23 protein-coding genes and 1 tRNA gene are annotated in these 26,217 nt (G+C 62.2%); 8 read left to right on the top strand and 16 right to left on the bottom strand.

Annotated features, from left to right (window positions below):
• The first annotated feature begins 40 nt into the window (after positions 1–40).
• Positions 41–460, top strand: a complete 420-nt coding sequence (gene sicP / locus JW897_RS13415) for a chaperone SicP (RefSeq protein ID WP_205466502.1) — start codon at positions 41–43, stop codon at positions 458–460.
• 337 nt (positions 461–797) lie between these two features.
• On the top strand, positions 798–1,226 hold the full coding sequence (locus JW897_RS13410) for a hypothetical protein (protein ID WP_205466500.1): 429 nt from the start codon (positions 798–800) through the stop codon (positions 1,224–1,226).
• 83 nt (positions 1,227–1,309) lie between these two features.
• Here the strand turns inward: JW897_RS13410 and JW897_RS13405 are convergent, their stop codons facing one another.
• Genes JW897_RS13405 through JW897_RS13395 form a run of 3 tightly spaced genes read right to left on the bottom strand, consistent with a single transcriptional unit; the run spans position 1,310 to position 3,662 of the window.
• On the bottom strand, positions 1,310–1,483 hold the full coding sequence (locus JW897_RS13405; RefSeq protein ID WP_205466499.1) for a hypothetical protein: 174 nt from the start codon (positions 1,481–1,483) through the stop codon (positions 1,310–1,312).
• The gene (locus JW897_RS13400) at positions 1,476–3,011 is read right to left on the bottom strand and encodes an anti-phage dCTP deaminase (RefSeq protein WP_240352198.1); all 1,536 of its coding nucleotides are present in this window, start codon (positions 3,009–3,011) and stop codon (positions 1,476–1,478) included. Before JW897_RS13400 ends, JW897_RS13405 begins: the two co-directional genes overlap by 8 nt.
• Positions 3,012–3,035: 24 nt before the next feature.
• Positions 3,036–3,662: a glutathione S-transferase family protein gene (locus JW897_RS13395; protein ID WP_205466497.1), complete on the bottom strand. Its 627-nt coding sequence runs from the start codon at positions 3,660–3,662 to the stop codon at positions 3,036–3,038.
• A 168-nt stretch (positions 3,663–3,830) separates the two neighbouring features.
• On the opposite strand from JW897_RS13395, the gene JW897_RS13390 reads away from it, so the two are divergent.
• Positions 3,831–3,906, top strand: a tRNA-Ala gene (locus tag JW897_RS13390).
• Positions 3,907–4,334: 428 nt separating this feature from the next.
• Here the strand turns inward: JW897_RS13390 and JW897_RS13385 are convergent.
• Positions 4,335–6,041: an amidase gene (locus JW897_RS13385; RefSeq protein WP_205466495.1), complete on the bottom strand. Its 1,707-nt coding sequence runs from the start codon at positions 6,039–6,041 to the stop codon at positions 4,335–4,337.
• Between the two features lie 172 nt (positions 6,042–6,213).
• Complete coding sequence (locus tag JW897_RS13380) at positions 6,214–7,233, bottom strand: LysR family transcriptional regulator (protein WP_205466493.1); 1,020 nt, start codon at positions 7,231–7,233, stop codon at positions 6,214–6,216.
• Positions 7,234–7,398: 165 nt separating this feature from the next.
• Between JW897_RS13380 and aguA the strand changes: the two genes are divergently transcribed.
• Entirely contained in the window at positions 7,399–8,538 is a 1,140-nt protein-coding gene (aguA, locus tag JW897_RS13375; protein WP_240352197.1) for an agmatine deiminase, read from the top strand.
• Positions 8,539–8,673: 135 nt separating this feature from the next.
• Here aguA and JW897_RS13370 read toward each other — a convergent pair whose 3' ends face one another.
• Complete coding sequence (locus tag JW897_RS13370; RefSeq protein ID WP_205466492.1) at positions 8,674–9,498, bottom strand: AraC family transcriptional regulator; 825 nt, start codon at positions 9,496–9,498, stop codon at positions 8,674–8,676.
• Positions 9,499–9,634: 136 nt separating this feature from the next.
• On the opposite strand from JW897_RS13370, the gene JW897_RS13365 reads away from it, so the two are divergent.
• Entirely contained in the window at positions 9,635–10,837 is a 1,203-nt protein-coding gene (locus tag JW897_RS13365) for an FAD-dependent oxidoreductase (RefSeq protein WP_205466742.1), read from the top strand.
• Between the two features lie 51 nt (positions 10,838–10,888).
• Here JW897_RS13365 and JW897_RS13360 read toward each other — a convergent pair whose 3' ends face one another.
• From JW897_RS13360 to JW897_RS13345, 4 genes are all read right to left on the bottom strand, one after another.
• Complete coding sequence (locus JW897_RS13360) at positions 10,889–12,496, bottom strand: GMC oxidoreductase (RefSeq protein WP_205466490.1); 1,608 nt, start codon at positions 12,494–12,496, stop codon at positions 10,889–10,891.
• A gap of 409 nt (positions 12,497–12,905) precedes the next feature.
• Complete coding sequence (locus tag JW897_RS13355; RefSeq protein WP_048415386.1) at positions 12,906–13,412, bottom strand: GNAT family N-acetyltransferase; 507 nt, start codon at positions 13,410–13,412, stop codon at positions 12,906–12,908.
• Between the two features lie 68 nt (positions 13,413–13,480).
• On the bottom strand, positions 13,481–13,738 hold the full coding sequence (locus tag JW897_RS13350) for a YjhX family toxin (RefSeq protein WP_205466488.1): 258 nt from the start codon (positions 13,736–13,738) through the stop codon (positions 13,481–13,483).
• Between the two features lie 205 nt (positions 13,739–13,943).
• Positions 13,944–14,513: a GNAT family N-acetyltransferase gene (locus tag JW897_RS13345; RefSeq protein WP_205466486.1), complete on the bottom strand. Its 570-nt coding sequence runs from the start codon at positions 14,511–14,513 to the stop codon at positions 13,944–13,946.
• A 456-nt stretch (positions 14,514–14,969) separates the two neighbouring features.
• On the opposite strand from JW897_RS13345, the gene JW897_RS13340 reads away from it, so the two are divergent.
• Complete coding sequence (locus JW897_RS13340) at positions 14,970–16,631, top strand: YadA family autotransporter adhesin (RefSeq protein ID WP_156187945.1); 1,662 nt, start codon at positions 14,970–14,972, stop codon at positions 16,629–16,631.
• A gap of 41 nt (positions 16,632–16,672) precedes the next feature.
• Positions 16,673–17,110, top strand: a complete 438-nt coding sequence (locus JW897_RS13335) for an outer membrane protein assembly factor BamE (RefSeq protein ID WP_082159122.1) — start codon at positions 16,673–16,675, stop codon at positions 17,108–17,110.
• 130 nt (positions 17,111–17,240) lie between these two features.
• On the opposite strand, the gene katG is transcribed toward JW897_RS13335, so the two are convergent.
• From katG to JW897_RS13310, 5 genes are all read right to left on the bottom strand, one after another.
• On the bottom strand, positions 17,241–19,451 hold the full coding sequence (gene katG / locus JW897_RS13330; protein ID WP_205466484.1) for a catalase/peroxidase HPI: 2,211 nt from the start codon (positions 19,449–19,451) through the stop codon (positions 17,241–17,243).
• Positions 19,452–19,673: 222 nt separating this feature from the next.
• The gene (locus JW897_RS13325) at positions 19,674–20,255 is read right to left on the bottom strand and encodes a methylated-DNA--[protein]-cysteine S-methyltransferase (RefSeq protein ID WP_205466482.1); all 582 of its coding nucleotides are present in this window, start codon (positions 20,253–20,255) and stop codon (positions 19,674–19,676) included.
• Between the two features lie 12 nt (positions 20,256–20,267).
• Positions 20,268–20,501 carry a helix-turn-helix domain-containing protein gene (locus JW897_RS13320; protein WP_205466481.1) on the bottom strand — a complete coding sequence of 78 codons (234 nt, stop codon included), beginning with the start codon at positions 20,499–20,501 and terminating at the stop codon, positions 20,268–20,270.
• Between the two features lie 9 nt (positions 20,502–20,510).
• A complete protein-coding gene (locus JW897_RS13315; protein WP_205466479.1) occupies positions 20,511–21,071 on the bottom strand; it encodes a DUF2975 domain-containing protein in 561 nt (186 codons plus the stop codon).
• Positions 21,072–21,695: 624 nt separating this feature from the next.
• A complete protein-coding gene (locus tag JW897_RS13310; protein ID WP_205466477.1) occupies positions 21,696–22,121 on the bottom strand; it encodes an Lrp/AsnC family transcriptional regulator in 426 nt (141 codons plus the stop codon).
• Between the two features lie 149 nt (positions 22,122–22,270).
• Between JW897_RS13310 and JW897_RS13305 the strand changes: the two genes are divergently transcribed.
• Positions 22,271–23,872: a phytoene desaturase family protein gene (locus tag JW897_RS13305; RefSeq protein WP_205466475.1), complete on the top strand. Its 1,602-nt coding sequence runs from the start codon at positions 22,271–22,273 to the stop codon at positions 23,870–23,872.
• 96 nt (positions 23,873–23,968) lie between these two features.
• Here JW897_RS13305 and JW897_RS13300 read toward each other — a convergent pair whose 3' ends face one another.
• The gene (locus JW897_RS13300) at positions 23,969–26,011 is read right to left on the bottom strand and encodes a TonB-dependent receptor (RefSeq protein ID WP_205466473.1); all 2,043 of its coding nucleotides are present in this window, start codon (positions 26,009–26,011) and stop codon (positions 23,969–23,971) included.
• Between the last annotated feature and the right edge of the window lie 206 nt (positions 26,012–26,217).

The raw sequence follows: 26,217 nt of genomic DNA, 5'->3' as shown, positions 1-26,217 counted from the left end.
GCGTTGTGGACCCTTGCCGGTTTGCTCACAAGGTATCTCTATGGAAAAAAATGCAGAACTTCTAGACAGCCTGGGCCGCGCCATCGGCATGGAACTTACGCTGGACCCGCATGGCCAGTGTTTCCTGCTGCTGGATCAGCGCTTGATGCTTTCTATTCGCAGCCTGCCCGGCAGTCTCATTGTGTACGGCATGCTGGGTGAATTCAGCGCCAACGGCAGTGCCGGTTTCTGGCAACAAATGCTGGCTGTCAACCTGACGCTGGCCGAGGCCGGCGAGGGCAGCTTGGCGTTTGACGACAGCACCGGAGCCGTCATGCTGGTCAAACACTTGTCCAGCGACACGCTATCGTCCCATGACTTCATCGAAGCCGTGGACCGTTTCGCCGCCCGCTTGGAGCAACTGATCGCCTCTCTGGGAGAGATGGAAAGCTTCGATGCGCCGGCTGGTTTGCGTTGCTGATTGCGGACGGCTAGCCCAGGCGTCCACCCGCTCTTGACCTAGCCCACGGCAAGTGGCAACAATCCGTCTTGTGCCGCGCAATGGCGGCACCGGGAGTGCAAACCTGAATAGTAAGGAACACGCGTTGCAAACCGCGCGCGTGCCAACCATCGCGCCGTGCTGAGCGGCCATGATGGTGACGGCTGCACGCCAATCCCTTACGTTCTGGTCTGTCCCCATCGCTATGGGTTCAGAGAACTGCATGGGTAAATGAAATCAGACTCGCCTTTTCATTTTCATGTGGTCTTGGCGCTGAACCGCGCAGGTTCAGCGACAGGCTTTGCTCAGGAGCTTGTGCATGAATCCATTTTTCCCTCCGCGCCGCCGTTACAAAGGTGCATCAAGAGAAGCCGTCGAAACCCTGTTGCCCTTCGTCAGCTTCATCCCCGGCCGCACTTATCCCCATTACTGGCAAATCGAGCCCAGTTACGACTCTTATCCACAGGCCTGCGCCGACGGCCGTGAATACGCCGCCCATCTGCTGCAATGGCTGAAGGACAATCCGTTGCTGGTCGGTTCCGGCCTGCTTGGCCGCATCGCTCGCGACATCGATTTCGCCAATGCTCAGCAGCGCGGCGTATGGGTGGCCTTCTTCAACCACCTGGAACGCGTGCTGGCGCTGGGCTTGCGTCGCCTGGACGTGTTCGCCCATGTCGATGGCCAGCATGACTACCACCACGCGGTGGAGGCGAGTTTTGAGCTGGAGGGGAAGGTGAGGAAGGCTTAAGTCAGCCTGAGAAGTGAGAAGCCCGGCGGTGCCGGGCTTTTAAGTAGAGTTATGTGACTGCTGCGTAATGACTACAGCAAATGCTACTTTTCCCGCTTTTGGCATGAGTATGCAGCAGAAGGAGCAAAGCGACTAACACTAGATGTAGTGCTGTCTTGATTTTTTTTTGCTAAATCTTGTTTCCAAGAAGGCCATTGCTCAATATTTTGACTTGCCGCTTTCAAGACATCCTGAGCTGACTTTACTGGTTTATTCATGAGACCCTCCAGAAGAAAACTTGACAAGTATACTTGCAAAGTGGGCAACAAAAATAGTTTCTTTTTCCAGGTAGTTTAGTGGATACATCTGCATACGCAAGGGCGGAAGGGACTGTCCTGGCCATGGGAAGACTTTTCCACTACTGTTTTTGCGTTTTATCGGAAAGCCATCGCTCATCTGCATCGAGAATAGATCAAAGAATCGTCTTGGGCCAACTCCAACAAAAGGCTCAAATATTACTTTTGTTTTGTAGTCATCTTTTACCGAAGAAATAGAGTCGTCATGAAAACACATTGCTTTTGATTTTGGATAGGGCTCGATGTAAACAACCCTTTCAATCCCGGATGCAATGACATGCTTTGCACAGTTATGGCATGGAAATGTTGTGCAGTATAAACTTGTAGAAGAAGTAGATATGCCATTGCGAGCACAGTTTAAAATGGCATCCATTTCAGCATGAACGACCCGGCCATACTCTGTTATATCTTTTATTTTTGATCCATAAAGAACTTTTTTTATTCGATTTAATAATTTCTTACGGGCTATTTTCTTTTTTATATGGCGTGATGTTATCTGATTTTCTATTTTTTTAATAATACTATTTATTATTTCTTGTTTTTCTATAGAGTTAGAGTCTACTCCTCTTTTGTAATCCCTACCTCTTGTATCGTCGACAACTTCACCTGTTGCTGTGATACTTGGCCAATAGACCCCTCCTTTGAATTTAGGAACATCATTAGATCCAGTTGAAATAATGGTTTGGTCTTTAGCTATAACTGCTCCTACTTGACGGGATAAGTCAGCAGATCTTAAAGCTGACGAAAATGCCATAAACATGGCAAACTCATCAAACGTGGGTGTTTTAAATGGATCACCAAAAATTATATCAATAATTCTGTGAATGCTATTTGTTACAATATCCTCATTTCCATCGTAGCTAACAAAAAAATCTGAAAGATGGAATGCATCCCTAGTTTTTTGACCATAAGAATCTGGGTCTTCCTCATCTCGGCGAATAAGAGCTTCAGCTTGCTCTTCAGTCATAACCATGTCTATAAGAGTTTTTTTTCTCCTTTTTTCTTCTGAGTAAACTGATATTGCATAGAATCCAGTTTGATATATTTCTCGGAGACGTATGATTTCTTCAGGTGTTTTGATAGAGTTAATGATGAATGCTGTGTTTTTTAAAGGGCCAGGTTGTTCTGCAGCGTCTTGCTCTTTTTTTCTAGCCTCATTAATGATAAGAGAAATTCCTCCAGCTAAAATTCCATTGTCGTTCGCTAATTTCCTAATTTCATTGCCCTTGTCCATGTAATATGAGATGTGTTCAAATTTTTTTGGTAAGTTATCTTGATTTGGGTATATAAAATCAATAACTTGCTTAGAAACTCTTATGTCATGAGTGGTGTAATTGTAAGACTTTAGCTTATTTTTGATTGGTTCTATAATTTTCTTTAAATCAGTACCAATTGCTCCCACAAGAGCAATGACAATTTCAGATTCATTGAAATTTATAATATCAGACATATGATTCCCTCTGAATTCTGATTATTAAGCCACCCCCACGCTCCCATGCGTCACAAACCCCGGCCGTTGAATCAGGCGCTGATAATAGGCGTGCGCATGCGGCAGCTCCGGCTTGTCGAAAGGCGTCAGCTGCCAGCGATGGATGGACAGGCCGAGCACGATGTCGGCCAGGGTGAAATCGTCGCCGCAGATATAGGGCGTATCCTGCGAAGCCAGTTGCCGATCCAGGATGGCCATATAGTGGCCCCATTGCTGGATGCTGGCCTGGATTCGTGCCGGGTCCTGGTGTTCCGGGCTGTGGCGGCTGAGGCCGTGGAAGGCGTAGCCCCAGGAGCCGTTTAGCTCGGTGGCCTGCCAGTCCATCCACTTTTCCACCTGGGCGCGGCTGCGCGGATCGGTGGGCAGCAAGTGGCTGGCCCGGCGCGAGTCGGCCAGGTAGCGGCAGATGGTGTTGGATTCCCACAGCACCAGGCCGTCGTCCACCACCGCCGGAATCAGCGCATTGGGGTTGAGCGCCAGGAATTCCGGGCTGCTGGCCGGCTGGAAGCCGCGGCCCCAGTCTTCGCGTTGGTAGTCGATGCCGATTTCATGACAGGTCCACAGCACTTTGCGGACATTGATGGAACTGGTGCGGCCCAGGATGCGCAGCATGGAAATCTCCGGCGATGATGTTGGGATGGACCGGAGCAGTGTAGTCCTGCAGAGTGGGGGCATGCCATTGAAATGGCGAGTTGTGGCGAGGATGCGCCAGCTTGGCCGGGAGCCGAGGGGTCGGGCTTGGCAAGTGCAAGGCCCTTGTCATATGATGGCTGTCGATTTGGGCCGATAGCTCAGCTGGGAGAGCGCTGCGTTCGCAATGCAGAGGTCGGGAGTTCGATCCTCCTTCGGTCCACCAATTCCCCTTCTTGTTTTTCCTGCGTGCACAGGCGCGAGAGAGTTCGTAAGCATCGACATAAGGTCCGTGCCTATAACACTGAACTGCGTATCGCTATCCATGCAAACCCGCCGAACGGCGGGTTTGTCGTTGCTATGGCGTGCTTATTCTGAAGTCGTCGTCCAGCGCCACTCTCTAAGAATGTGTTTACGATCTCGCGAGCTAAGGCGAGACAAGGCGAAAACGAGCGAAAAAGCGGAATGTACTCGTGGTACATGAGCATTTTGAGCTCGGTTTCAACGCCGTATCGCCGACGCGCAGCAGATCGTAAACAGGTTCTAATGGACGAAGGTTCGGCCAGGGCGGTCATCCCCTTCAAGGAAAGCAATGATAGCTTCCAAGCCACTGCTACTGGCTGAACACCCGTCCTGGTCCGCCCTAGCGGGTGCTCATTGACCTAGCGGCGGTGTGCGCGGCGGGATCATGCGCTTGTTGCCAGTGGCTTCAAAGGCGCCAGCGAAGCGCAGCAGCGTGTTGTCATCATAGGCGCGCCCCGCAAAAGTCAGCCCCACCGGCATGCCGATATCAGCCATCACCCCCATCGGTACGGTAACAGTCGGAACGCCAAGATGGCGGATGGCCAAGTTGCCATTGGCTACCCACACGCCGTTGCTCCAGGCGATGTCGGCGGAGCTCGGATTGACGTCTGCATCTGCCGGGCCAACGTCGGCCACGGTGGGGAACAGCACCGCGTCCAGCTTCAGCTGATCCATCCAGTCTTCCAGATCCAGCTTGCGGGTTTTTTCAAGACCACGCAGACCATCCGGCACGCTTTCAATCCGGTCATAGGACTTGAGGCCCCGCTTGGCCATGTTGACGTACTCGTGCATGCCGGCGGCCAGGTCTCCTTCGCGGTTTGGCAAGGTGCCCGGATCGTGCGGGAAGATCTTCGGACCATCCACGTCGGCCAGTTTGTTGAGCTTGGGGTCGCCGTTGGCGCGCAGGAACTCATCGAAGGCCCAACCGGACAGCTCCCACAGCTCGTCATTGAGGAACTCGGCTGAGACGATGCCGCGGTTGAATACGGAGGGAGCGCCGGGACGATCGCCTTCACAGTTGGAAACCAGCGGAAAATCCACTTCGATGACTTCTGCTCCGGCGGCTTCCAGTGCCTGACGGGCCGCTTCCCAGAGATCGATCACAGACGCACGGGTATGGATGCGCTGTCCGGTGGGGCCGCCGATGCCAGGCGCCTCGCTGGTGCCGGCCAGTTCGTCCTTGTTGATGTACATGCGTGGTATGCCAAAGCGCTTGCCTTTGAGTATCTCGGGCTGAGCCAGCAGGTCGGAATAGGAATCTGGCCGGACCTCCGAGGCTTTGGGAATCTCCACCCAGGGCTGCAGGCGCCATAGGTCGCCACGGCTAATCGGGTCGTCTGCAACGATGACATCGAGCACTTCGAGCAAGTCTGCCATGGTGCGGGCGTACGGCACGACAACGTCCATGGTCGGTGTCAACGGCCAGTTGCCGCGTACCGAGATGACCCCGCGCGACGGTGTATAGGCGCACAGGCCATTGTTCGAGGCCGGGCCGCGGCCACTCGACCAGGTCTCCTCGGCCATGCCGAAGGCGGCGAAGCTGGCGGCCGTAGCGGTGCCGGCGCCATTGGAAGAGCCGGAGGCAAACGGCGCGGTCAGGTAGTTGGCGTTGTAGGGGCTTTCGGCGCGGCCGTAGCAGCCGCGCTGCATGCCGCCATTGGCCATGGGCGGCATATTGGTCTTGCCTAGGCAGATGGCGCCGGCTGCGCGCAGGCGCGCGATGGTGAAGGCATCGTGTTGGGCGACCAGATCCTTGAACGCCGGGCTGCCTGAAGCGGCGGTCAGCCCCTTCACCAGATAGCTGTCCTTGGCGGTATAGGGGATGCCGTCCAGCGGGCTCAGCGTTTCACCACGGGCGCGACGGGCATCGGACGCCTCGGCCTCCTTGATCGCATCCGGATTACGCACCACCACCGCATTGAGCCTAGTCTCCGTCGCGGGGCCATCGTAGGCCTCTATCCGCGCCAGATAGGCCTTGACCAGTTCAACCGCTGTCGAACGCCCGGATTCGAGCGCTGCACGCAGCTCGGCAATGGATAGCTCGGTCACCTCGATCATGCTACTACCTCCACTATTAAGACGGATTTCACCCCCATCGGGGTGACCGTTTCCTGCATGCACAGGCGGGTCATGCCGCACGGTAGCCGGCGCACGCATGGGTTGTTCTGCAATATGGCGGCTAATCTACAAGAGATAGCGTCATGCGGGAAAATGATTCATTTTGATGTACTTATTCATGCGGCGAATACCGGGGCGGCGTCATGTTGTGCGCCGCATCATCGGATTCAATGAGCTTGCGCATCAAATCGCGCAGCCAGTGCAGCGCAGGATTACTATCCTGTACTGGGTGCCAGATGCAGTTAAGGTGATAGCCTGGCAGTTCTTCCGGCAGCGCAACCATTTTCAACGGCCAGTAGCCCGCTATCATCGCCGCTACTTTCTTAGGCAGGATAAACAAATGATCGGTGTTGCTGACAATGGCGGCTGCAGCCATATAGCTTTGGCTGTGCACCGAAATCTTGCGCTGCAAGCCGCGCTCGGCAAGAAAATCATCCATTGGCGACTCCTGATTGCCCAGCGGCGCGTGGAAGACATGCGGCAAGGCAATCAGATCCGGTAGTGTCAGCCTATCGCTCTGGAGAGGGTGGTCATGGCGCAAGATGCCGATCAGCGGCTCCTTCAGCCAGGTTTCCCGGCACAGATAGCTGGGGATGGACATGTATTCGTCAAAACCCAGCAGGAAGTCGATTTCACCGTCGGCAAGCGCCAGTTCCGGAATGTCTTCCCGCAGGATGGTGATGTCGATATGAACGTTAGGCGCGGCCTCCGCCAGTTTTTTCACCAGGGGCGGAATCAGCACGCACTCTACATAATCCGTGGTGCACAGGGTGAAGCGACGCACCGATGTTGCCGGGTCAAAGGCCTCCGGCTGGCTGAAATGGCTTTGCAGCAGGCTGAGCGCCTGATGGACGCCCTGTTGCAGATAGAGCGCTTTTTGTGTCGGCAGCATGCCATGCGGCGAGCGCACCAGCAGCGGGTCGTCGAAGAATGTCCGCAAGCGATTGAGCGAGTGGCTCATCGCAGGCTGGCTGACAAACAGCTTCTCTGCCGCCCGTGTGACACTGCGCAGACTGATCAGGGCATCCAGTGCCAGCAGCAGGTTCAGATCCAGTTGATGCAGTTTCACACTATTCACCGTATTTATGAAAGTATTCGTATTGTTCATTTGCTGAATAGTTTGGCTCTCCATAGACTGCGTCTGTCAATCACTTCGTCGTTCATGGCAGAGGAAATCTGCCGTTCGAGAAGGCTGATCCGCCCGGCGAATGTGCATTGGTCGAGCTTCCATATCGCGCAGATCGGGAGACGTGCCGAGTCTGTCATCCGCAACTGCACGATCTATTGAATACTTCTGATGGCATTTATCAAGTCGATGGTGATCAAAATGAACAGTAAAACGCACAATAACAGTCTACCTGCCGCCGATGGTTTTCACATGCCGGCCGAGTGGGCAGAGCATCAGGCGGTATGGATGATCTGGCCGCAGCGCCCGGATAACTGGCGTCATGCCGGACGCGAGGCGCAACAGACCTTTGCCGCCATCGCCAAAGCCATTTCGGCGGCCACGCCTGTGTTCATGGCCGTGCCGGAACCGTTCATGTCACAGGCGCGCGCCGTCATGCCGTCCGAAGTCTCCCTGGTGGCAATGAATAGCGATGACTGCTGGATGCGCGACAGCGGACCGACCATGGTGATCGATCAGGCGGGCCATCTGCGTGGCGTGGACTGGAAGTTCAATGCCTGGGGCGGCTTCAATGGCGGGCTGTACCATCCTTGGGATCAGGATAGTGAAGTTGCGAGCCAGGTGTTGGCCCACCATGGCTTTGATCGCTACCTGGCCCCGCTGGTGCTGGAAGGCGGCTCGATTCATGTCGATGGTGAAGGTACGCTGCTCACCACCGAGGAATGCCTGCTCAATCCCAATCGCAATCCGGATTTGTCCAAAACCCAGATTGAGGCCTTGCTTTCCGAGTATCTGAATGTGACGCACTTCATCTGGCTGCCGGAAGGCGTGTTCATGGATGAAACCGACGGTCACATCGACAATATGTGTTGCTTTGCCCGTCCAGGGGAGGTTGTGCTGCACTGGGTCGACGATGAGCAGGATCCGCAGTATCCGCGTTCGCAGGCCGCCTACGAAGCGCTGTCCAAAGCGCGCGACGCCAAGGGCCGCCAGCTCAAGATCCACAAGATGCTGGCTCCGGGCCCCTTGTTCTATGAGCAGGATGAAACGGCTGGCGTGGTGGCTAGCGGGCAGGCCGTGCCGCGTGAGGTTGGCGAGCGCATGGCCGCTTCTTATGTCAATTTCCTGATCAGCAACGGACAGATTATTTTCCCGCTGCTTGATGAGCGTACCGATGCCGCGGCAGCCAGCCGGCTGCAGGAGATCTTCCCTGAGTACCGAATTGTCGGCGTCCCTGCACGCGAGGTACTACTTGGCGGCGGCAATATTCACTGCATAACCCAGCAGATTCCGGCAGGCAAGGCTAGCTGAGGCGCTATCGTACACGGCGGGTGAATTCCCGCCGTTTCTGTTTGCCATGAGCCGAGCTTGCGCAGAATTTTGCGTGCGGTCGGCTTATGGTTCCCAAGCGCAGGCAGCATGGGGTGCCGGTCGCATATCTCCCCATTAGGCCAGCCCCTGGCGCGCGAAAAAGTGCGCCGGCGAGTCGCCGAAGGCGCGCCGGAACATCGCGATGAAGTTGCTGGGCGAGGCATAGCCCAAGTCGTCGGCCACCTCGGCCACGGCGACGCCGCGCGCCAGCATTTCCATGCCGCGTATCAACAGCGCCTGCTGCCGCCATTGTCCAAAACTCATGCCGGTATGCGCCTGGATGTGGCGACGCAGGGTGCGCGGCGACATCGCCGTCGCGTCCGCGCAGTCGGCCAGCGCGTGTTGGCCGGCCGGCCCGGTCAGCAGGCGATGGGCCAGCTCCGCGATGCGCGGATGCTCCGGTATCGGCAAGCAGAGCGCCTGATGCGGCGCTTGCCGCAACTCGTCCAGCAGCACCGCGGCGATGCGTTCCTGCTCCGGCCGCCATTGCGCATAATCCGTCCACGTCACCGCGCGGCGCACCGCGGCGCGCATCAGTTCGGTGATCGCCACCACCTGCGGCTGCGGACTCAGCGTCCGGCTCCAGTCCGGGCTCAACAGCAGGCTCCAGCCGGTCAGCGCCCCGCTGACGCGCACCCGGTGCGGCACGCCGGGCGGAATCCAGCCGGCGCGGTGCGGCGGCAGAGCCCAGGCGCCGCGCGGGGTGCGGATCTGGATCAGGCCGCTTTCCACGCACAGCAGTTGCCCGCGCGCATGGCTGTGCCACGCGTATTCGCGGCTGCCCAGCCGGTAGTCGCTGTCTTCCTGGTCGTTGCCGGGCACGGCGATCAGCGGCGGGCCGCCGATCCATTCGCTGAGGTCCGGCGCGTCTTCCGGCAGTGTGACGTCAATGTTGGCCATTTTTCACCATTTATTGGCAAAACAGCGTTATAGCAGCTTTGACGGCGGCGCGCACAATCGTCGGCAAGGGCTGGGACCGGCCGCCGGCGCGGCGGCGGTCCAGCCGGATTTTCCAATGACGAATAAAGGACAAGCTATGTCATCTCTACGCATTGGCATTGTCGGCGCCGGCCTGGGCGGGCTGTGCCTGGCCCAGGGCTTGGCGCGCGCCGGCGTCGCCGCCACGCTGTTTGAACGCGACCAGGCGGCGGACAGCCGCTGGCAGGGTTATCGCTTGCGCATCGACGGCGACGGCCAGCAGGCGCTGCGGCAGGCCTTGCCGCCGCGCCAGTTCGAGTTGTTCCGGCAAAGCTGCTCGCTGGGCGGCGACGATTGTTTCGTCGATCCGCAGCTGCGCGCCTGGTCGGAACGCAAGCCGGCGCATTGGCGGCCGTCGGCGCTGGACGAGGACGCGGCCGAGCGCGACCTCAGCGCCAACCGGCAGACCTTGCGGGAAATCCTGGCCAGCGGTCTGGAAGACCGGATTTGTTGGGGCCACGCGCTGCGCGGCTTCAGGGAAACGCCTGGCGGCTTGTTGCTGGATTTCGAGGATCAGCCCGAACGGGAGGTGGATGTGCTGATCGCCGCGGACGGGGTGGCGTCGACGGTGCGCCGACAACTGGTCCCAGGCGGGGAGCCGGCGGACGAGGGCGCCGTGGTGCTTTACGGCGTCACGCCGCGGGACGCCTTGCCGGCCGAGGCGTTGACGTCGGAGCTGGGCCAGGGCGTGTGCGTGGTGTTCGGCGACGGCCTGACGGCGGTGATCGAAGCGATGCGCTTTCGCGCGCCCTTGCCCGAGCTGGCGCGGCGGTTGGCGCCGGAGGTGGCGCTGAGCCCGATGCAGGATTACTGGTATTGGGCCTGCGTGGCGCGGGCCGAGGACTTGGGCGGCGTCTTGCCGGCCGAACGCCTGAGCGGCGCCGAACTGCGGGCGCGGGTGCTGCAAGCGACGCGCGGCTGGCATCCGCGTTTGCAGGCGGTTTTCGCGCAGAGCGATCCCCAGTGCCTGGGCGCGCGCCCGATCCGGATGGCCGCCGAGGTGCCGGTCTGGCGCGGCGAGAGGGTGGCCTTGCTGGGGGACGCGGCGCATGCGATGAGCCCGGCCGGCGGGCTGGGCGCCAACACCGCGCTCTGCGACGGCGCGGAACTGGCGCGGGCTTTGGCTGGAGCGGGCACGGCCGCCGAGGCGGCGGCGGCCCTGCGCGTTTGGGAGCGGGATATGCGGCGGCGCGCCGAACGCGCCTTGCGGGCATCGCGCCAAGGCAGCGCGCGTTTGCTGCAAAGGACGAGCCTGGCGTGAGACGTGTCCGACGCGGCGTCGCCATGGTTGGCGGCGCCGCGTCGGGAGGCCTTATTTGCCGTTTTTAATGATGTGCTCGATATTGCGCTCGGCCAGCGCGGAGATGGTCAGCGAGGGGTTGGCCGCGCCGGCGCTGCCGGGGAGCAGCGCGCCGTCCATCACGTACAGGCCGGGATGGCCGATGACGCGGCCCCAGGCGTCGGTGGCCTTGCCGATCACCGCGCCGCCGAGCGGATGCGCGGTCCAGTTCAGCCCGGTGACGCCGGCGATGATGCCCGGGAAGCCGGGAATGGAGCCGGTGGCGGCGGCTATCCTGTCGTTCACCGTCTTGGCGGCGGCCACGCTGTCGCGGTTGCCGTTCTGCGCCCAGTTCAGCACGACTTTGTCGGTGGCCGGGTTATAGCTGAAATGTCCGCGATTGCTTTGGTCGAAGGCGATGCCCAGCGAACCGATCACCGTGGTCAGGTCCAGCGGCAGGCCCGGCACATACCAGTTTTCCAGGGTAAACGGCAGTCCGCTGTTCGGGTCGTGGATGCGGGAAGCGCTGGGAGTGCCCTGGGTGGCCAGCGACAGCGTGCTCATGCTGCGTGAGACGATGGTGCTGCCATTGCTGCCCCAACCTTGGCCTATGTGTTCGTTGAGATTGCGCAAAGTGCCTTGCGCCCGCGCCTTGACCAGCAATTCCGAGCTGCCGATGGAGCCGGCGGCGAGAAAGAGCCGGTCGCAGTTGAGCCGGTAGCGGTCCAGTTGCCGGCCGTCGGGCGCGCGTTTGATCACGTCGACCTCGTAGCGGCTGCCGTCCCAGGCGATGCCGAGCACTTCATGGCCGGGATAGATGGCGGCGCGGCCGGTGGCTTGCGCCTGGGCCAGGTAGTTTTGGTTGAGATCGAACTTGGCGCCGTTGGAGTTGCCGTGATTGGACAAGCCCACGGTGGCGGAGGGCGTGGATTGCCAGCGCAGCTCCTGGCGGATCACGTCCCAGTTGAAAATGGAGTCGTTGGTCGTGGTGACGTAGCCTGCCTTGCGAACATGCTCGTCCCAGACGCGGGAATGATGGAAGGGCTTGCTGTTGTAGATGTCCGCCGGCATGGCGTCCAGGCGCAGCATTTGCCGGACTCTGGGATAGTAGGTCTGGTTCATTTCCGCATAGCTGACCTGCTTGCCGAACAAGGCTTCGAAATAGCGCTGCTCCGGCTGAATCATCACCCCGGTGAACACCACCGATCCGCCGCCGACGCAGGCGCCGCGCCAGACATTCATATTCGGGTAGTTGGTTGAGTCCAGCACGCCGCCGAAGGAATCGAAATAGGTGGTTGCGCCTATCAGCATCTTGGCCTGGCGGCGGTGCCAGAACGCGCGCCCGTCCGGCAGGGTGTCGTTGGAGAAGATGTCGCGCCGCGGCGCATTGGGCCAGCGGTGGCCGCGCTCCAGCACCGTGACCTGCTGACCGGCCTGGGCCAGGCGCAGCGCGGAGATGGCGCCGCCGAAACCGGAGCCTATCACCAGGTTGGGGGTGTAGGCGGGCGGCCGCGGCACGGCCTGGAACAGTTCCGGAATCAGCAGCTGGTATTTGGCCAGCTGGAGGGCGTCCGAACCGATGAAGGCGGAGGCGGACGCCGGCAGCATCAGGCCGGCGGCGCCGGCACCCGCGCCCAGCAAGAGCTGACGGCGGTTCAGCTGAGCGGTGAGCGGAGAAGCTTGGTCATTGTCGGGGGGGGTAAGCCATGGGATCGCCCTTTCATGTTTAAGAGCCCGTGCAAGGTCTGTTGCGCTTTGGCGGCATGCGTTGACACTGGCTTTGGCAGGCGGGCGCGCCGCAGGCACGCTCCGCAGCTTCGGACAGGCTCTGGGGAAGCCGTTGCGGCCAAAAAGTTTGCTTATTAAGTAAGCGGGGTAGATTCTTGTCCGGCCGTCTTGGGGCGATACTGTCATTTATGACAGATATTTAATTGACATTAAATACTTTATAAAATATTTGCGCGAGGCTGACGCTGCCAGTTCTGGCGTCTTTTCCGATTTCGGGCCATGACAACGGGCCGGCTTGCCAAGCCGCGCCCGCCGTCAGGATTTAGGCGGTGGCTTCGAACGCCGGGTGGTAGCTGACTATGCCGCTTGGCAGCGGCGCGCCGAAGCTTTGCGCCATGAAGTATTCAGCCGGCACGCCCGGCAAAATCAGGCCCGGTTGCGGCTGGAAGCCGAAGCGCGCGTAGTAGCCGGGATCGCCCAGCACCACGCAGCCTTGTGAGCCCAGTTCGCGCAGCGCGGTCAGCGCCTGTTTCATCAGCAGGCTGCCTATGCCCTGGCCCTGCCGTTCCGGGTGCACGGACACCGGTCCGATGCCGTGCCAACCGGCCGCGCCGGTGGAGATGAGCACAGGGGAGGCGGCGATGTGGCCCACCAGCCGTTCGCCGTCCCGCGCCACGATGGACAGCGTGAGCTGGCGGCTGCGGCGCAGCGCGTTGACGATGAACTGTTCAGTATGGCTGGAATGTTCCTCGGCGAGGAAGGCGGCCCGGGTCAGTTCGAAGATGGCGTCGATGTCGTGGTCTTGTTCGTTTCTCAGCATGAGTGTCATAGCGTTTTCCTTGGAATGGAGCGCGCCAGCGCCGCCGCCTTGCGCGTTCGGCGGCGCGGCGGCGGGGTTCATTGGTTGTCGAGTTGGCCGCGCACGGCGCGCAGGCCGGCCTTGTTGATCTGGTAAGGCTGGCCGTTCTTGGAACTGATCAGGCGTTTGGCTCTGAGTTTCTGGAACACGAGCAGGGTGCAGTCGGACAGCAGATACCCTTCGCGGGTATAGCATTCAACGGTGGCGATACGGCCCGCGTCGTCGCGCAGGTGCGCGATGCGGCCGCCTTTGGCCAGGACGTGCAAAGTCCTTTGCTCCGGTTTGGAGATATTCATATTGGATGATCATTCGGCAATCAAATGCGAAAACGGGCAGCCGCCGCGATGCGGGCGCTACCAGCTAAGGGGCATTTTGACAACGGCCAGCCGGAAAACCGGGCGGCGTTATCGGATTGCTGCAATCTCCAACATGCAAAGCCTTGTGCGAGGAAAAATAAGAACGCCCATGCAAGATGGGCAGGACGAAATTCTAAGCGGATAGCTAAATAAAATCAACAGCCTGCGCGGTCAGCGCCAGCTCCAGCTGACAGTCGAAAGGCTCCAGCGCCAGTTGCGGCGCGTGCAGCCAGCGGGCGGGAGCGCAGCCGCAGGCTTCGTAGAAGGCGACGGTTTCCACGGCGGAGTGCGAGGAGATGTAGAGCGCGTCCGCGCCCAGTTCGCGGCCGGCGGCGGCGCTGGCCGTCAGCAGCGCGCGGCCCAAGCCCTGGCCGCGCCAGCGGCGGTCCACTTGCAGTTCCTTCAGTTGCCGGTAGCCGCCGCGCGGGCCTAGCGCTTGCGAGTCTATGGCGGCGAAGCCGGCCAGGTGGCCGTCGATTTCCAGCGCCAGCACCGCGCCGGCGGCGGCGATGCGCGCCAGCTCCCGCGCCAGTTCGCGCCGTTCCGTCGGCGACCAGTCGTCGATGAAGGGCTCGGCCACGCATTGCCGGCCATCGGGCCCGGTGCGATAGACCAGGCGGACCTCCTGACGACGCTGGAAGGCGTCCAGCCAGCGGACGGGGATGTCGTGCGGGCTCAGCCGGCGGATGGACAGAGAAGATGGATGGTTGCTCATGGCGCGGATGACGGATGCAAGAACGGAATTATCTCAGAACGTAGCGGCACGCGGCCGGCGGATATTCTGTTTGAATTTTATTATCGATCAAGCAGATTGATAGCTAAAACGAATTAATCAATTCGTTTATTTCAATTTTCACAAATATTAACAGAATGTTAGGATTGATAAAAATCAAAGGCATAGCGTGATCCTGGCCGCGCCGAAAAAGGACGTTCAAGTACTTGTCCTTTTCGAGCGCGGCTTGTCGTGAGCGGAGTGCCTGGCTGCAGAAACAAGCCGACGCTGTTGGCGGAGCCGTGTCGCGTCCCTGGACCGAACCGCGACCGGCCATGGGTTCCAAGCCTGGAGCCACGGCGCGCTTGCCTGCGGAGACAAGACTTGCCTTAGGCGAATTCCATCAATCTGAAGAATGTGGTCTGTGAAATGAGCAACAAAGTATCTGTAGCAAAGCGCTTGCCCGCGCCCTCCCTGGCGTTGAGCGTATTGAGCCTGGCGCTAGCCTGTTCCTGGTCCCCGCTGGCCAAGGCCGACACCATCTCCGGCGTTGGCAGCAATAATGTCTACGGCGCGGGTTCGGTGGACCCGGCAGTGGCGACCAATAGCAATAACTCCATTTACGGCGTGGGCGCCGGCAGTAATATGACCGGCACCAACAACTCGGCGTTTGGCGCCGCCGCCGGCGTGAATGTGAACGGGAGCTATAACACCTCGATCGGTCAGAATGCCGGTACCAATGTGCAGGGCAACAACAACGCCTTCATGGGCAACGACTCCGGCTACAACGTGACCGGCGACGCCAACGTAGGCACCGGCATCAACACCATCCGCAATGTCACCGGCACCGGCAACACTGGCAGCGGCGCCAATTCGGCCCAGAATATCCAGGGCGATTTCAACTCCGGCCTGGGCAACAACTCCAACAACAATGTGACCGGCAGCTACAACACCAGCAGCGGCACGTTCTCCGGCTGGGACATCAAGGGCAGCAACAATACCGCCAACGGCGCGAACGCCGGCAGAAATGTCACGGGCGACAACAATACCGCGGTGGGCACCTCCGCCGGCGGCGGCGTGACCGGCAACGGCAACTTCGCCGCTGGCAGCCAGGCCGGCCAGAACGTGTCCGGCAGCAATAATGTGGCCATCGGCAGCAATGCCGGCTCCAACATCAACGCCAGCAATGCGGTCGCGGTGGGCAGCAACGCCGCCGCCGCCGCTAACAATGCGCTGGCGATAGGCAGCAATGCCCAGGCCAACAATGCCAACGATGTCGCCTTGGGCGCCAATAGCCGGACCGCGGCGGCCAACCCCACCGCCAGCGGCGTGGTGGACGGCGTGACTTACAGCTACGCCGGCGCGGCGCCCTCCAGCGTGGTGAGCGTGGGCAGCGCGGGCAATGAGCGTCAAATCAGCAATGTCGCCGCCGGTCGGGTGAGCGGGAGCAGCACCGACGCGGTGAACGGCAGCCAGCTGAACGCGACCAATCAGGCGGTGCAGCGTGTGAGCGCCAAGGTGGACAACGCCGGTGCCGGCGCCGCCGCGGCCTTGGGCGGCGGCGCGTCCTACAACGCGCAGACCGGCGCGGTGAGCGGCCCGAACTACACCGTGTACGGCAACACCGTGAACAATGTCGGCGATGCGATAGACCGTCTGCAGAAAAGCGGCCCAGTGCAGTATTCCGACCCCAGCGGGCGGACGACGACGACCGTCGGCAACGACGTCACCCTGGTGGGCGGGGATGGCGGCAGGCCGGTGACCATCCACAACGTGGCCACGGGCGTGCGGGGCACGGACGCGGTGAACGTGGACCAGTTGAACGCGGCCAACTTCAACAATCAGCAGCAATTCAAGCAGCTCCGATCCGATCTGTCCGATACGCGCCGCGACGCGCTGGGCGCGGCGGCCGGCGCGATGGCCATGGCCGGCCTGCCGCAGGCCTTCCTGCCCGGCAAGAACATGCTGGCCGTGGCCACGGCGACCACCGGCGGCGAATCCGCCATCGCGGTGGGGCTGTCCTCGCTGTCCGACAACGGCCGCTGGGTGGTGAAATTCTCCGGTTCCACCAACACCCGCGGTCAGGGCGGCGCCAGCCTGGGCGCGGGCTTCCAGTGGTAAGCGGCAAGCAAGATCAATCAGCTGATAGTGAATTGAGATAGATGATGAAAAAAACGGTACTTGGCGGCTCTTTCCGCTACCTGTTGCTGGCGGCGGCCGGCGTGGCCTTGATGGGGTGCGGCACCAGCCGCCTGAGCACGATCACCGATGAAGGCCATCTGGCCGAGCAGGCCAGCCCGGTCTGGCCCAGCGTTGAGCACAACCGCTGGCAGCCGGAAGGCAGCGTTCCCAATCTGGCCAATCTGGCCAAGGTGCAGCCGGGCCTGAGCAAGGAGCAGGTTTACGGCTTGATCGGCCGTCCGCATTTCGCGGAAGGCATGATCGACGTGCGCGAGTGGGATTACGTGCTGAAGCTGAGCCCCAAGGCAGGCGAGCCTGCCCGGGCTTGCCAGTACAAGCTGCTGTTCGACAAGCGGATGAAGCTGGCTTCGGTGATCTGGCGGCAGGAAGCCTGCGCCGAGATCGCCTCCGCGGGCTGATCCGGCTCCGGGGTCATGCAAAAACGAACCGCCTTGACCGGCGGTTCGTTTTTTTCATGCGCGCGCCGCAACGGCGCAAAAAAGCGCGGTCCAGATGGACCGCGCTTTGCTTGCCGGAGGCGAACCGCGCTTATTTCAGATCGAAGCGGTCCAGGTTCATCACCTTGTTCCAGGCGGCGACGAAGTCGCGGACAAACTTAGGCTGCGCGTCGCTTTGCGCGTAGATCTCGGCCAGCGCCCGCAGCTGCGAGTTGGAGCCGAACACCAGATCCACGCGGCTGCCGGTCCATTTGAGCTGTCCGCTCTTGCGATCGCGGCCTTCGTACAGCTCGTTGGCGGCGGAGGCCGGCTGCCAGGCCACGCCCATGTCCAGCAGGTTGACGAAGAAGTCGTTGCTCAAGACGCCCGGACGGGCGGTGAACACGCCGTGCGGCGCATTGTCGACATTGGCGCCCAGCACGCGCAGGCCGCCCACCAGCACGGTCATTTCCGGCGCGCTCAGCGTCAGCAACTGCGCCTTGTCCACCAGCAAGGCCTCCGCCGGCAAGGAGTAGGCCTGCTTCTGGTAGTTGCGGAAACCGTCCGCCTGCGGCTCCAGCACGCTGAAGGACTCCACATCGGTCTGTTCCTGGCTGGCGTCGGCGCGGCCAGGCGCAAACGGCACGCTGACGCTGTGGCCGCCGGCCTTGGCGGCGGCTTCCACCGCCGCGCCGCCGGCCAGCACGATCAGGTCGGCCAGCGACACTTGCTTGCCGCCGCTCTGCGCCGCGTTGAAGTCCTGGCGGATGGTTTCCAGCGCTTTCAGCACGCGGGCCAGTTGCGCCGGCTGGTTCACCGCCCAGTCTTTCTGCGGAGCCAGACGGATGCGGGCGCCGTTGGCGCCGCCGCGCTTGTCCGAACCGCGGAAGCTGGAGGCGGAGGCCCAGGCGGTGGCCACCAGCTCGCTGACGGACAGGCCGGAGGCCAGCACCTTGGACTTGAGCGCGGCGATGTCCGCGTCGTTGATCCGCGGTTGACAGGCGGCCGGCACCGGGTCTTGCCAGATCAGATCCTCGGCCGGCACTTCCGGCCCCAGGTAACGGGTCTTGGGCCCCATGTCGCGGTGGGTCAGCTTGAACCAGGCGCGGGCGAAGGCGTCGGCGAAAGCGGCCGGGTTTTGATGGAAGCGGCGGGCGATCGGCTCGTAGATCGGGTCGAAGCGCAGCGACAAGTCGGCGGTGGTCATCATCGGCGGGTGTTTCTTCGCCGGGTTGTGGGCGTCCGGGATCATATGTTCCGGCTTGACGTTCTTGGCCACCCATTGATGAGCGCCGGCCGGGCTCTTGGTCAGCTCCCAGTCGTAGCCGAACAAGGTGTCGAAATAGCCGTTGTCCCATTGCGTCGGGTTGGGTTTCCACGCGCCCTCGATGCCGCTGGTGGTGGTGTATTCGCCCTTGCCGTCGCCAAAGCGGTTGATCCAGCCCAGGCCCTGCGCTTCCAGCGGCGCGGCTTCCGGCTCCGGGCCCACCAGGGCGGGATCGCCGGCGCCGTGGGCTTTGCCGAAGGTGTGGCCGCCGGCCACCAGGGCCACGGTTTCTTCATCGTTCATCGCCATGCGGGCGAAGGTTTCGCGCACGTCGCGGCCGGAAGCCAGCGGATCCGGATTGCCGTCCGGGCCTTCCGGGTTCACGTAGATCAGGCCCATCTGCACCGCGGCCAGCGGATTGTCCAGCTGGCGGTCGCCGGAGTAGCGGCTGTTGGCCTCGGCGCTGGTGGCCAGCCACTTGGTTTCCGCGCCCCAGTAGACGTCTTCTTCCGGTTGCCAGATGTCCTGACGGCCGCCGCCGAAGCCGAAGGTCTTGAAGCCCATGGATTCCAGCGCCACGTTGCCGGCCAGGATCATCAGGTCGGCCCAGGAGATGCGGTCGCCGTATTTCTGCTTGATCGGCCACAGCAGGCGGCGCGCCTTGTCCAGGTTGCCGTTGTCAGGCCAGCTGTTGAGCGGAGCGAAGCGCTGGTTGCCGGTGCCGGCGCCGCCGCGGCCGTCGGCGGTGCGGTAGGTGCCGGCGTCGTGCCAGGCCATGCGGATGAACAGGCCGCCGTAATGGCCCCAGTCCGCCGGCCACCAGTCCTGGGAGGTGGTCATCAGCGCCTTGAGGTCGTTTTTCAGCGCGGGATAGTCCAGTTGCTGGAAGGCGGCGGGGTAATCGAAGTCCGGGTCCAGCGGGCTGGAGGCCGGCGCGTGCTGATGCAGGATGTTGAGGTTGAGCTGGTTGGGCCACCAGTCGCGGTTGGACTGGGCGTTCACCACGGCCGGATTGCCGGCGGCGTGATGGAACGGGCACTTGGACGCGCTACTCATGACAGACTCCTTAGGTCAAGGTGTTCAATGACTTGCTGGGATCAGCTTAGTGAAGCTTGCCGTTGGAAGCCATTGAGCAATTTCAATCAGCTCTATGGCTTCCGTCAATCAATCATGCTTTGGCGATAGTTAGTTCATTAGGCGCGCCGCATAGTTCCTGGCTTTGGCAATAAGATGCCGTTCAAGACTGAAGCGGCGGGGCGGATTCTGAAAGGCGGCGCTCTACAAGGCGCGGCGGATTGCGGGCGTCTCCGGCTGGGGAACGTGCTCGCGCTCATGCGCCAGAAGCCAGGCCTTGCGCTCCAGCCCGCCGCCGTAGCCGGTGAGCGCGCCGTCTTTGCCCAGCACGCGGTGGCAGGGAACGATGACGGAGAGGCGGTTGGCGCCGTTGGCGGCGGCCACGGCGCGGACGGACTGCGGACGGCCCAGTCTCGCCGCCTGTTCCTGGTAGCTGCGGGTGAGGCCGTAGGGCACGCTCAGCAGCAATTGCCAGACCGCCTGCTGGAAGGCGGTGCCGGGCAGGTGCAGCGCCACTTCGAAGCCGCGGCGCGAGCCGGCGAAGTATTCGCCGATCTCGCGCTCGGCCTGCTGCAACAGCGGGCTGTCGCCGTCGGCGATTTCGGCGGACAGCAGGCGGCGCAGCGCCGCCAGCTCCGCGTTCAGGATGGGCCGGTCGCCGAACTCCAGCAGGCACAGGCCCTGTTCGCTGGCGCAGGCGATCATCGCGCCGAGCGGGGTGTCGAAGCGGCGCAAACGCAGCGGCCCGGCCTGGCGGGCGGCGTGAGTGTGAACGGTTTGGGGCATGGCTAAGCCGGCTTACTCGCCGTCGCTGTCCGCGTCCGGCTCGGCCGGCACCCATTGCAGCAAGTCGCCCGGCTGGCAGTCCAGATACAGGCAGATCGCCTCCAGAGTGGAGAGCCGGAAGCCCTTGACCTTGCCTTGCTTCAGCAGCGACAGGTTTTGTTCGGTGATGCCGATGGCCTGGGCCAGGTCCTTGGATTTGACCTTGCGCTGGACGAGCAGCATGTCCAGATGGATTTTGATGGGCATGTGTCGCTTTCAGATGAATTGCTTATTTTCGCACGCCAGCGCAATGCCTTCTCGTTGAATGCGCGCAATGATCATGACCACGGCGGCGATGAACAGGCTTTCCAGGTTTTCGGTGTGGAAGCTGACCGAGATCAGCCGCTGTCCCTCTGGCCGCATCATGGTCAGCCAGACGCTGATCAGCGGCTGGGAGACGAGGTCCGCCAATACCCAGAGCGCGACTCTGGAACCCACTTTGGACAATAAGGACGCGGAGCGATCCGTGAAGTATTCCCTCGTGGCGTAGAGCTTGAACAGGCGACGCAGGGCGTTCAGGCCTTGGGCCAGGATCAGCAAGGGGATGCAGGACAAAACCGCGCCGCCGACGCGCTGCCACAGCGGCAAGCTTGGGAGATTGAATTCGCTTGAGCCGTAAAAGCCTCTGACGGTGTCCACGGTGACGGTCAGGCCGGAGTCGAGAATGGCTTTGGGAAACAGCCAGAACAGGATGTCGAGCAGCAGCATGGCGCCTATGCCCAAGACGGTGACGTAGGCCATGGCGGCGCAATAGCGGCTTAATCGCGTGGAGTTCATGAGGGTTCCTTGTAGCGGTTTGGAAAGATAAGTAGAAACGATGTCAGCGGAAGTATCGCAAAACAATTATTTTTTATTGTAAAACGATAATTTTTTATTGCGCAAGTTTGATTTTAACTCCGTTGCGGCAAGCACACACCTTGGCCATGCCGCTGGCGGCGGCGGCGCCAGCCGCCGGGCCAGACGGGGCGCGGCTCTTAGACGGATTGAAGAGGCATTGTGCAGGGATTAGATAATTTACGATGATTTATTATCGTTTAACAATAATTAATTTATGTACTACAGTCATCGATTTCACGCGCAGGAGGGCTTGCCCTCACGTGCTCTCCGTAATGCCCGGCGTGTTTGCGCGCCGGATGGACGCAAGGGGATTGATGATGAGCGATGCAAATCAAGCAAACGGCGCGCCGAAGAGCCTGCCTGGGCGGCTCGCGCGGCGGCGGGGCGTGTCGCTGCGGCCATGCGCCGGTGTTTAAGACACAGGACCGAGGCCGGAGCGCGCGCATATTGTGCGTCGTGCTGGCGTGGGGGTTGGCGGCGTGCAAGGGAGACGGCGCCGGCTTGAGAACGGCGATGTCGCGGCCGTTTCAGGCCTTGGCCGCGCTGGCGCGCGGACCGGCGGTCTCAGCGGTCTATGCGCGTGGTCATCAGGATGGCGGTGCTGGTGCGCTCCACGCCGTCCAGCGCGCCGATGCGGTCCACCAACCGGTCCAGCTCGGCCACGCCGGCGGCTTCCACGCCGGCGATGAAGTCATGGACGCCGTTGACCGAATGCAGGGTGCGCACCTGGGGCAGCCGGCGCAAGGCGCTTTCTATCGATGGGCTCAGCCGCGGCGCGGCGGCGATCATCACCAAGGCGCGCACCTGGGCGGCGTCGTGGGCGGCGCCGGTGCGCACGCTGTAGCCCAGGATCACGCCGCCGCGCTCCAGCCTTTCGATGCGGCTTTGCACCGTGGTGCGGGACAGGCCCAGCCGGCGCGCCAGTTCCGCGGTGGGCGCGCGGGCGTTTTCGCGCAGCAGCGCGAGCAATTGCTGATCGGTGGCGTCCATGGCTGCTCCGTGCGGGGGTGGCGGTGTGGCGCTGTGCCGGACTTTTCGTCAATGCGATCAATAATATCCGACAGTTCGTCGCTCTGCGCGCTGCAATTTGCCGAACTTGACCCGAGAATGAGGCTTCCCCTGAGACGAGGAGCGGAACGATGCGGGATGCGATCATCGTGGGCGGCGGCCACAACGGCCTGGTGTGCGCCCACTACCTGGCGAAGGCCGGGCTGAAGGTGACGGTGTTGGAACGGCGCGGCGTGGTGGGCGGCGCGGCGGTGACCGAGGAGTTCCATCCCGGCTTCCGCAACTCGGTGGCCGCCTACACGGTGTCGCTGCTCAACCCCAAGGTGAGCCGCGACATGGAGCTGGCGCGCCACGGCCTGAAAGTGGTGGAGCGGCCCTTGTCCAACTTCCTGCCGCTGGACGACGGCGGCTATCTGAAAGTGGGACCGGGCCGCACCGCCGCCGAGGTGGCGCGCTTCTCGCGCCGCGACGCCGACAGGCTGGACGATTACGCGCGGCATCTGGACGCCGCCGCCGAGCTGCTGCGCGAGCTGGTGTTGCAAACGCCGCCCAACGCGGTGGCGGGCGGCTGGCTGAACGCCTTGCCGGAGCTGCTCAAGGCCGGCCGGCTGGGGCGGCGGTTGGGCAAGCTGGAGCTGGCGCAGCAGCGCGAATTGCTGGACCTGTTCACCAAGTCCGCCGGCGATTATCTGGACGGCTGGTTCGACAGCGACCCGATCAAGGCGGCCTACGGCTTCGACAGCGTGGTGGGCAACTACGCCAGCCCCTATGCGCCGGGCTCGGCCTATGTGCTGCTGCACCACGTGTTCGGCGAGGTCAACGGCCGCAAGGGCGCATGGGGCCACGCGCTGGGCGGCATGGGCGCCATCACCCAGGCCATGGCCCGCTCGGCGCGCGAGCGCGGCGCGGAGATCCGCACCGACAGCGCGGTGCGCGAGGTGCTGCTGGACAAGGGCCGGGCGGTGGGCGTGGTGACCGAGCGCGGCGAGCGGCTGGACGCGCGGGTGGTGGTGTCCAATCTCAATCCGCGGCTGCTCTACACCCAATTGCTGGACCCGGCGGCGCTGCCGGCGGATTTTCTGCGCCGGATGCAGGGCTGGCGCTGCGGCTCCGGCACCTTCCGCATGAACGTGGCCCTGTCCGAGCTGCCGGACTTCAGCTGCCTGCCGGGCAAGGCGCAGGCGGAGCACCACGGCAGCGGCATCATCATCGCGCCCAGCCTGGCCTATATGGAGCGCGCCTATCACGACGCGCGCGAGAGCGGCTGGTCCAGGCTGCCCATCGTGGAAGTGCTGATCCCGTCGACGCTGGATCCGTCCTTGGCGCCGCCGGGCCAGCATGTGGCCAGCCTGTTCTGCCAGCACGTGGCGCCGCAACTGCCGGACGGCGCCAGCTGGGACGATCACCGCGAGGAGGTGGCGGACCTGATGATAGACACCGTCAACCGCTACGCGCCCAACTTCAAGGCCGCGGTGCTGGGGCGGCAGATCATGAGCCCGCTGGATCTGGAGCGCACCTTCGGCCTGGTGGGCGGCGACATCTTCCACGGCGCGCTGGGCCTGGACCAGTTGTTTTCGGCGCGGCCGATGCTGGGCCACGCCGACTACCGCGGCCCCATTGCCGGCTTGTACACCTGCGGCGCCGGCGCCCATCCCGGCGGCGGCGTCACCGGCGCGCCCGGCCACAACGCGGCGCGCGAAGTGCTGCGCGACCTGGGGCGCCGCATGGCTTGAGCCGTCGGTTCAACATCTTGCAGGACGCGGCGCGCGCGCCGGGCGAAAAAAAGCCCGCGGCGCGAGCCGACGGGCCAAAGGGCTATCAAGAGGGAATCAGTAGAAGCGGTAATCCACGGTCAGGCCGACGGTGCGCGGCGCGCCGACCACGCCCAGATTGTTGCCGCGCGCCGGCAGCTGCGCGTACAGCACGCCCTGGTTGCCCAGATTGTTGACGTAGCCGCGCACCGTCCAGGCGGCGCTTTCGTAGCCGGCGTTGAGATTGGCCACGGTGTAGTCGCCGGCGGCGCGGCTGCGTTCGTTGTTGATGTCGGAGTAGTAAGAACCCACCCGGTTCAGGCTGCCGCCGACGAACAGGCCGTGATCCAGCCGCTGCTTGAAGCCCAGGTTCACCGTCAGATGCGGCGCGTAGTTGAATTGATTGCCCTGGATGCCGGGGTTGGCGGCGTCGCTCCGGGTCACCTTGGTGTTCAGCAGGCCCAGGCCGGCGCTCAGCGTCAGCCGCGGCGTGGCCCGCGCCTTGGTTTCCAACTCCAGGCCGTAGCTTTCGCCCTTGGGGATATTGGTGAAGCGCGAACCCAGGATGGCCTGGTAGCCGGTGTACTGGTTGAAGAAGGCGTTGACGTTGAGGCTGAGACGCTGCTCCAGGAAGCTGGAGCGGCTGCTGGCCTCGTAGGCGGTGACTTCTTCCTTGTTGTAGGTGTAGTACTCGTTGTTGTTGTCCAGGCCGGAGCCGCCGGCGTTGTAGCCTTTGCGCACCGAGACGCCCAGCGTGGTGTCCGGGCTGTATTTGTAGCTGAGGCCGAGCTTGGGCAGGAACAGGGTTTCGCCGATGTCGAAATCGGCGCGGGCCTGCTTGGGCATGCCCGGCTGCAGCGTGGTGTTGCGGCGTTGCGTCTCGCGCTCCACGCGGCTGCCCAGGTTGAGGCTCCAGCGCTCGTTCAGCGCCAGCGTGGCCTCGCCGTAGACGGCCTGGGTTTTCAGCTTGTCCTTGGCTGCCACGCGCGGCGCGGCGTTCATGTCCTGATCCCTATCGTAGTAATACACCCCCAGCACGCCGCTGAGCGCGCCGTGTTGCGGCGCGTAGCTCAGCCGCGCCTCGGCGGTATTGCTCTTCTCGTCCAGCCGCATGCGGAAATCGCTGCTGTCCACGAAGGCGCTGACGTTGTCGGCGTGGCCCAGCAACAACTGGACGCTCCAGGCGTCGTTGAACTGGTATTGCAGATCGGTGCTGACGGTGTTGTTGAAGGAGTCCTGATAGCGCGCCTCGGTGGACAGGCGGTGGTATTGGTAATCGAAGTAATTGCCGTCCACGTAGTTCAGGTACTCGCCCTTGTTCTTGCGGTGCGACACCGTCAGCTTGGCGCTGAAGCCGGGCAGGGCGCCGGGCTTCCACAGCAGCTTGCCGCGCGCGCTGCTGTGCTTGAGGTCGGACGGGTCCCAGGAGGTGTTGGCGCCCGGATAATTGACGTAGCTGTGGCCGTTCAGGCCTTCGGCGGCGATGCGGAAGGCCAGCTCGTCGGTGATAGGGCCGGACACCATGCCGGCCAGCGTGGCCTTGCCATTCTTGTTCTCGTAACCGGCGCGCAGCGCGCCCTCCCAATCGAAGCTGGGGTCCTTGGTGTTGATCACCACGGCGCCGGCCAGGGTGTTGCGGCCCTGAGTGGTGGATTGCGGGCCGCGCAGCACTTCTATCTGTTCCACGTCCCAGGGGCTGGCGTCCACGTAGCGCTGGCCGTTCCAGCTTTCCGGCATGCCGTCCACCGTGGTGCTGACCCGCGGGCGGGAGCCGGACACCAGAGTGTTGTAACCGGTGCCGGGGCCGGTGCCTTCAACGCCGCGGATATTGACGATGCCGGCGCCGTTGCTGCTGGCGTTGGGCGTGGCGGCCACGCTGTCGTACACCGATTTGTCGCCGCCGTGATCCATGTCGCGGATCACCGTCACCGCGGTGCTGGTGTCCTTCAGCGAGCGTTTGAGCTTTTCGCCGGTGACGGTGACCGTGGGCAGCGCGGCCGGCTGGTCCTGCGCGTCGGCCTTGGCGGCCAGCGCCGCGTGCGAAAGGGTCAGACCGCCGATGCCGGCCAGCGTCAGCCGGGCGGCCTGGGCAAGGGCTTGGCGTTTCAGATTGCGTTCCATCGTTCTGCGATTCCTGTTTTTTTTGTGCGTGACTCAAGATCGGCGCGTTTCTGAAGTTCGGCGGCGTCGTCTGGCTGACGAGGAATCGTTGGCTACTGCGGCGAGGGGAACGAGGAGCGCGGCCGGCCCGGTGCGGGTCGTTGCGATCACCAAGGTCAAATGATAGTATTTCTCATTCGCATTATGCAAATAAGGTGCAGAAATTC

Source organism: Chromobacterium alkanivorans, assembly GCF_016937655.1.
GTDB classification, from domain to species: domain Bacteria; phylum Pseudomonadota; class Gammaproteobacteria; order Burkholderiales; family Chromobacteriaceae; genus Chromobacterium; species Chromobacterium alkanivorans.
The sequence above is the reverse complement of the archived record's forward strand: the minus strand, read 5'-3'. Positions and strand labels throughout refer to the sequence as shown.

What these genes read in the sequence shown, in the direction of transcription:
- sicP (WP_205466502.1), top strand. Translation starts at nt 41, where the DNA reads ATGGAAAAAAATGCAGAACTTCTAGACAGCCTGGGCCGCGCCATCGGC.
- JW897_RS13410 (WP_205466500.1), top strand. Translation starts at nt 798, where the DNA reads ATGAATCCATTTTTCCCTCCGCGCCGCCGTTACAAAGGTGCATCAAGA.
- JW897_RS13405 (WP_205466499.1), bottom strand. Translation starts at nt 1,483, where the DNA reads ATGAATAAACCAGTAAAGTCAGCTCAGGATGTCTTGAAAGCGGCAAGT.
- JW897_RS13400 (WP_240352198.1), bottom strand. Translation starts at nt 3,011, where the DNA reads ATGTCTGATATTATAAATTTCAATGAATCTGAAATTGTCATTGCTCTT.
- JW897_RS13395 (WP_205466497.1), bottom strand. Translation starts at nt 3,662, where the DNA reads ATGCTGCGCATCCTGGGCCGCACCAGTTCCATCAATGTCCGCAAAGTG.
- JW897_RS13385 (WP_205466495.1), bottom strand. Translation starts at nt 6,041, where the DNA reads ATGATCGAGGTGACCGAGCTATCCATTGCCGAGCTGCGTGCAGCGCTC.
- JW897_RS13380 (WP_205466493.1), bottom strand. Translation starts at nt 7,233, where the DNA reads ATGGAGAGCCAAACTATTCAGCAAATGAACAATACGAATACTTTCATA.
- aguA (WP_240352197.1), top strand. Translation starts at nt 7,399, where the DNA reads ATGGCATTTATCAAGTCGATGGTGATCAAAATGAACAGTAAAACGCAC.
- JW897_RS13370 (WP_205466492.1), bottom strand. Translation starts at nt 9,498, where the DNA reads ATGGCCAACATTGACGTCACACTGCCGGAAGACGCGCCGGACCTCAGC.
- JW897_RS13365 (WP_205466742.1), top strand. Translation starts at nt 9,635, where the DNA reads ATGTCATCTCTACGCATTGGCATTGTCGGCGCCGGCCTGGGCGGGCTG.
- JW897_RS13355 (WP_048415386.1), bottom strand. Translation starts at nt 13,412, where the DNA reads ATGACACTCATGCTGAGAAACGAACAAGACCACGACATCGACGCCATC.
- JW897_RS13350 (WP_205466488.1), bottom strand. Translation starts at nt 13,738, where the DNA reads ATGAATATCTCCAAACCGGAGCAAAGGACTTTGCACGTCCTGGCCAAA.
- JW897_RS13345 (WP_205466486.1), bottom strand. Translation starts at nt 14,513, where the DNA reads ATGAGCAACCATCCATCTTCTCTGTCCATCCGCCGGCTGAGCCCGCAC.
- JW897_RS13335 (WP_082159122.1), top strand. Translation starts at nt 16,673, where the DNA reads ATGATGAAAAAAACGGTACTTGGCGGCTCTTTCCGCTACCTGTTGCTG.
- katG (WP_205466484.1), bottom strand. Translation starts at nt 19,451, where the DNA reads ATGAGTAGCGCGTCCAAGTGCCCGTTCCATCACGCCGCCGGCAATCCG.
- JW897_RS13325 (WP_205466482.1), bottom strand. Translation starts at nt 20,255, where the DNA reads ATGCCCCAAACCGTTCACACTCACGCCGCCCGCCAGGCCGGGCCGCTG.
- JW897_RS13320 (WP_205466481.1), bottom strand. Translation starts at nt 20,501, where the DNA reads ATGCCCATCAAAATCCATCTGGACATGCTGCTCGTCCAGCGCAAGGTC.
- JW897_RS13315 (WP_205466479.1), bottom strand. Translation starts at nt 21,071, where the DNA reads ATGAACTCCACGCGATTAAGCCGCTATTGCGCCGCCATGGCCTACGTC.
- JW897_RS13310 (WP_205466477.1), bottom strand. Translation starts at nt 22,121, where the DNA reads ATGGACGCCACCGATCAGCAATTGCTCGCGCTGCTGCGCGAAAACGCC.
- JW897_RS13305 (WP_205466475.1), top strand. Translation starts at nt 22,271, where the DNA reads ATGCGGGATGCGATCATCGTGGGCGGCGGCCACAACGGCCTGGTGTGC.
- JW897_RS13300 (WP_205466473.1), bottom strand. Translation starts at nt 26,011, where the DNA reads ATGGAACGCAATCTGAAACGCCAAGCCCTTGCCCAGGCCGCCCGGCTG.